The organism is Longimicrobium sp. (genome assembly GCF_036554565.1).
Taxonomy (GTDB): domain Bacteria; phylum Gemmatimonadota; class Gemmatimonadetes; order Longimicrobiales; family Longimicrobiaceae; genus Longimicrobium.
In genome coordinates this window covers 1-4,893 of the sequence record NZ_DATBNB010000303.1, presented here as the reverse complement: position 1 = coordinate 4,893, position 4,893 = coordinate 1, and the positions used below count along the sequence as shown (strand labels likewise).

Genomic DNA, 4,893 nt, shown 5'->3' with positions numbered 1-4,893 from the left:
GGGGAGACTGCGATTGCACCTCCGCTGGCCACGCGCACTCGGCTTCGCGTGCAGTCCGCGAAGGCGGACTTCGGGCCGTTGTTGCCGCGACGTCAGTCGCCCCAGCGCGGCGGGGTGAGAGCCGCGTATTGGTCCACCGCGCGCTGAACCTTCCCGAGCACGTCATCGGGGGTGATGCGCTCCATGCGGTCCAGCTTGGGGAACCAGCCGCTGGGGTCGGGCTGCGCGCCGGGATCGGTGTAGGTGTCGATCCACAGGTCCTGGTACTTCCGCCAGGGCCCCACCCGCCACGGGTTGGTGTGCCCGTACAGCCCGATGACCGGCTTTTCCATCGCACGCGCGATGTGCACCGGGCCGGTGTCGGGCCCCAGCACGAGCGAGCTGCCGTCCAGCAGCCAGGCGAGGCGGCGAATCCCATCCGCCAGCGCCCACACGGGCTTCGTCGCCGCCCTCTCGGTGATCTCGCGCGCGATCGCCTGCTCACGCGCGCCCGGCCCGCCCACGAGGGTCACCTGGAACCCGAAGTCGCGGTCCAGCGCGTCCGCCACCTGCGCCCAGCGGTCCGCGTACCAGTCCTTCTTTGGATTCGCCGTCGCGGGGACGATTGCCGCCACTGGCCGCCCATCCAGCTCCCCGAAGAACGCCGCCTGCGCCGCCCGTTCATCCGGGGTGATGGGGATGCGCCACTCCAGCCCGGTCGGCACGGGCAGCCCCAGCGCCTCCAGGAACTCCAGGAACATGTCCTGGGTGTGGGCGCGCGGCCGGCGCTGCAGGTGGTGGTTGCTGAACATCCACACCCCCTCGAACGACCGGCCCCGATCGAATCCGAGCCGGTGCGGCGCGCCGGAGAGCACCGTGGGCCACACGCTCTTGAAGTACACGTTCAGGTTCAACGTGAGGTCGAACTTCCGTCCCGCCAACTCGCGGCGCAGGTCCAATACGCCCTGAAGTCCACGCTTCTTTTCGTAGACGATCACCTCGTCCACGGACGGATGCGGCGTCAGCAACGGCGCGGGCATCGGCTCTACGATCCAGGTGATGCGGCGCGTGGGATCGTCGTCCTTGAGCGCGTTCACCAACGGCAGGCCGTGCACCACGTCGCCCAAGCCCGTGAGCAGGACGATGCAGATGTTCTGCGCGGGCCAGCGGAGCTCGCTCATGCCGTTACTCCGCCGCTCGTTCGGCGAGGTAGGCCAGCTGCATCAGCATCAGTTCGCGGAGCGGATGCCACTGGCGCACGCCGGCCTGCAGCTCGTCCCCCGGGGCATCGACGAAGATGTCGCGGAGCGGCGTTTCCCACGCGGGGCGTTCGCGCTGGATGCGCTCGGCGGCGGCGGAGCGCACGACGGTGCGCCACTTGGGCCAGGGCTGGTGCCGCGCCCTCACCTGCCCCGTCGCCAAGGCGCGGACGCCGCGGGTGATCCGCAGCCCGGCGCTGAGCGGCAGGTTGGCCGCATGCCCAAAGAACGGGAACCGCCACCGCGAGTGCGGCACGTACCACGAGCGGCGGAACAGGGGTTTCATTGCCGCGTGGAAGAGCTTGCGGTTGTACTTCCACTCCTGCGGTACCGACGCCGCGAGCGTGACGACGGCGACGGCGTGATACACCTCGTGGGCGGCGAACAGGCGGCGGTTGCCGTGCACGTTCGCCGAGTGCTTCCGCTGCGTGAACGGCCACAGCTTCTCCCACTCCGTCGCAGTCTTCGGGCGGAACTCCGCCAGCCAGCGGCGGAATCGGAGCCTCCGCTCGATAACGGCTTCACGCAGCTCGGGACGGATGACCTCCGCGTTCGGCAGTTCGAAGCGGTCGACGTCGGAGGCGGTGGCGGGCGCGTGCTCGGCTTTGAGGAACGAGTCCGATGACAGGCCGCCGAGCACCACGGGAAGGTCACGGATGCCCAGCCGCTCATGGAATCCCCACCCGTGCACGTCCATGAAGTTGTTGTGGCTGCCGATCATCCGCGCCACCGGCTCCAGCCCGGTCACGTAATGATCCGGCTCGCGCGGCCCGAAGGTGCACGTGGCGCCGTACGCCCGCGCCACAGCCTGCGCCACCTTCACCTCGCGGTTCTGCCAGTCGGCGTAAACGAACGCGCGCACCTGCACGTCCGGCGGCACCGCGCCGAGGACGGCGCGCGCATCCTCACCCCCGCTCAGCAGCAGCCCCACCTCGCCGGCGCCCTCACACGCGGCGCGGACGTCACCGACGACCGCCGCCCGCAGCGTCTCCGCCGCTTCATCGACCGTTCGGTACGCGGAGCGCTCGACGGGCCGCCAGTACGCGTGCGCCTCATCCCAGGAGCCGTCCGATCGGAATCGGCGTGCGGTACCTGGCGGAAACTGCTCCACGCCGGGGTAGAGCGTGTGCGGGAAGGTGCAGGTGAGGTTGATCGCCAGGTCGGCGGCGGAGACGGGATCGATGTCACGTCCTCGCCCCGCCGCGCGCGCCACCGCGTCCACGTGCGTGCCGATCACCAGCTCCGCATCCGCCACCCGCGCGACGAACACGGGCACAAACGAGGCGATGTCCGTCAGCACCATCCCGCCACCGGCCGTATCGATCGCGAGGGCCGCGAAGCCGCTGTCGATCGACCGCTCCCACGCCCAGCGCGGCTCGGACTTCAGCAGCCGGTGCACCGCCCGCCGCCGCTCCCCCACGCGCGACCGTGCGGACGGCTCCCCCTCCCCATGGACGACCGGCTCGCCGACCAGCACGCTCAACCAGCCGTCCTCCTCCACCAGCACGTCCGCGGGATCGTGGTGTGCGCGCGCCACGGCCAGCGATCCCCACGCCCCGTGCCGCTCCTCTATGGAAACCGACACGTGCGACAGGTAGCGGGCGAGCGCGGACTGCAGTTCGCCGGGCGGACGCTGGCGGGTGGAGAACAGGAAGTCGCTCATTCGTCCGGCGCGGCCGGCAACGGCGTCTGCCCCTCGACCGGCGGCTTGCTCTTCCACCGGCGATGGAACCAGAAGTATTGCTCCGGCGCTTCGCGGATTTCGGCCTCCAGGCGTGCAGCGAGAGCGGCCGTCAGCGCCTCCACGTCGTCGTCCAGCCGGCCCGTCCGCGGCACGTCCACCTGCTGGCCGGAAACTCGGTAGCGCACGCCCGGTCCCGGCAGCCTTCGGGCGACGCAGGCGAACGCGGGAGCGCCGAACCGCAGGGAGAACACGGCCGGTCCCCGGTGCGTGGACGCCGGACGCCCGAAGAACGGAACGAAGATCCCCGCGCCCCGCGCGTCCTGGTCGCCCACGATGCCCACGACGCCGTTCTGCCGCAGGAAGCGGGGAACGCGGGATGGTGCCTCGCGCTGGGAGATCGTCTGCACGCCCAGCCGCTCGCGCGTGGCGGTCAGCCGCGCGTCGAAGAGCGGGTTGCCCTGGCGGCGTACGATCGCGGCGATGGGGATGCCGCGAGCCGCCACAGCCGCGGCGGCGAGCTCCCAGTTTCCGTAGTGGCCGGTCACCAGCAGCACGCCCTTCCCACCAGCGAGCGCGGCTTCCAGCTTGGGCCAGTCGCCCGTGACGTCGGTGCGGTCGATGACGGCCTGCCGGTCCAGCCGGGCGAGCCGCAGCATGGCCGCCGCCTCGCGGCCCAGGTGCTCGTACGAGGCCCGCGCCGTCGCGTGGATCCACGCAGGGTCGGCGGCCGGGTAGGCGAGCCGGAGGTTGGATTCCACCACGTCGCGCCGCAGCTTCAGCCGGTACGCCATCCGCCCGAGCCCCGCGCCGAAGTCGTCCGCCGCACCCTCGGGAAGCGAGCTTACCGCCGCCTCCAGGCTGCGCGTGAGACCGAACTCCAGGCGGTGCGCGAAGCGGGGCTTCTTCCCCGGCCGGGGTGCAGGCGCGGCGTCGTTCACGTCGTTCTTCATCGGCGGGTCAGATACGCGAGTTGCAGCAGCGCGAGGCGGCTGAGCGGCGGCCAGTTCGTCCGCGCCGCGGCGGCATCCGTGCCCGGCGCGAAAACGGCGGCGATGGGCGACTCGGCGGCGGGGTGCCGCGCTTCGGCGTCGCCCATCCACCCCGTCTGCACGAGTTCGGCCCAGACGGGCCACGACTCCTGGTTGACCCGCAGCTCCCCCGTGGCGAGGGCACGAAAGCCGCGCGCGGCGCCCAGCAGCGGACGCACGGCGGCGTTCACCGCTGGCGGAAAGTACGGCAGCCGGTTGCGGGTGTGCGGCACGTGCCAGGAGCGGGCCAGCAGCGGACGCACCGCCCGGTAGAACATCTGCCGGCCCACCTTCCACGACTGCGGCACCGCGGTGGCAATCCGCACGACCGGGTTGCCCATATAGGGCTCGTGGCTGCGCCACAGCCGCCGGTTCCCGTGCAGGTTGGCCGCGTACTTCCGCATGCTGAACGGGTAGATGAACGACCATTCGTCCGCCGACGCTGGGCGCAGTTCCGTGAGCGAGCGGCGATACGCGTCGCGACGGGCCATCGCCTCGGCCAGCAGCTCGGGGCGGACGCCGGGGAGCGCAGGCGGGCGCAGCGTGCGGAACCCGGCCTGGCCGCCACGCCGCACCCGCTGCGAAGCTTTGGGCGGCACGTTGTCGGCCTTGAGGAGGGCGTCGGACGAGAAGCCGCCCAGCACCACGGGAAGGCGGTCGAGTGCCAGGGTAGCGTGCAGGCCGTAACCGTGCACGTCCACGAACTCGTTCTGCGTGCCGACCATGGCGGCTACCGTCTCCATGTGCAGCAGGTCGTGCCCCGGCGGGCGCGGCGCAAAGGTAAGCGGCACGCCGTAGGCTCGGGCCACGCGGCGAGCGGCGCGTACCTCGCGCCGCTCCGCCTCCGCGTAGATGAAGCCGCGAACCGGGACGCCATGCGGCATCGCGCCGAGCACGGCCCGCGCATCTTCCCCGCCGCTCAAAAGCAGCCCCACGTCCGATT

At 71.6% G+C, this 4,893-nt stretch carries 4 protein-coding genes; all 4 read right to left on the bottom strand.

What is annotated here, in order from left to right:
- Positions 1-92: 92 nt before the first annotated feature.
- Positions 93-1,160 (bottom strand): glycosyltransferase family 9 protein, encoded by a 1,068-nt coding sequence (locus VIB55_RS08205; RefSeq protein ID WP_331876189.1) that lies wholly within the window; start codon positions 1,158-1,160, stop codon positions 93-95.
- 4 nt (positions 1,161-1,164) lie between these two features.
- Positions 1,165-2,901: a hypothetical protein gene (locus VIB55_RS08200; RefSeq protein ID WP_331876188.1), complete on the bottom strand. Its 1,737-nt coding sequence runs from the start codon at positions 2,899-2,901 to the stop codon at positions 1,165-1,167.
- Positions 2,898-3,872 carry a lysophospholipid acyltransferase family protein gene (locus tag VIB55_RS08195; RefSeq protein ID WP_331876187.1) on the bottom strand — a complete coding sequence of 325 codons (975 nt, stop codon included), beginning with the start codon at positions 3,870-3,872 and terminating at the stop codon, positions 2,898-2,900. Before VIB55_RS08195 ends, VIB55_RS08200 begins: the two co-directional genes overlap by 4 nt.
- Positions 3,869-4,893, bottom strand: a 1,025-nt coding sequence (locus VIB55_RS08190) for a hypothetical protein (protein ID WP_331876186.1), incomplete at its 5' end; no start/stop codon positions are given. The genes VIB55_RS08190 and VIB55_RS08195, both read right to left, overlap by 4 nt.

What these genes read in the sequence shown, in the direction of transcription:
- VIB55_RS08195 (WP_331876187.1), bottom strand. Translation starts at nt 3,872, where the DNA reads ATGAAGAACGACGTGAACGACGCCGCGCCTGCACCCCGGCCGGGGAAG.
- VIB55_RS08200 (WP_331876188.1), bottom strand. Translation starts at nt 2,901, where the DNA reads ATGAGCGACTTCCTGTTCTCCACCCGCCAGCGTCCGCCCGGCGAACTG.
- VIB55_RS08205 (WP_331876189.1), bottom strand. Translation starts at nt 1,160, where the DNA reads ATGAGCGAGCTCCGCTGGCCCGCGCAGAACATCTGCATCGTCCTGCTC.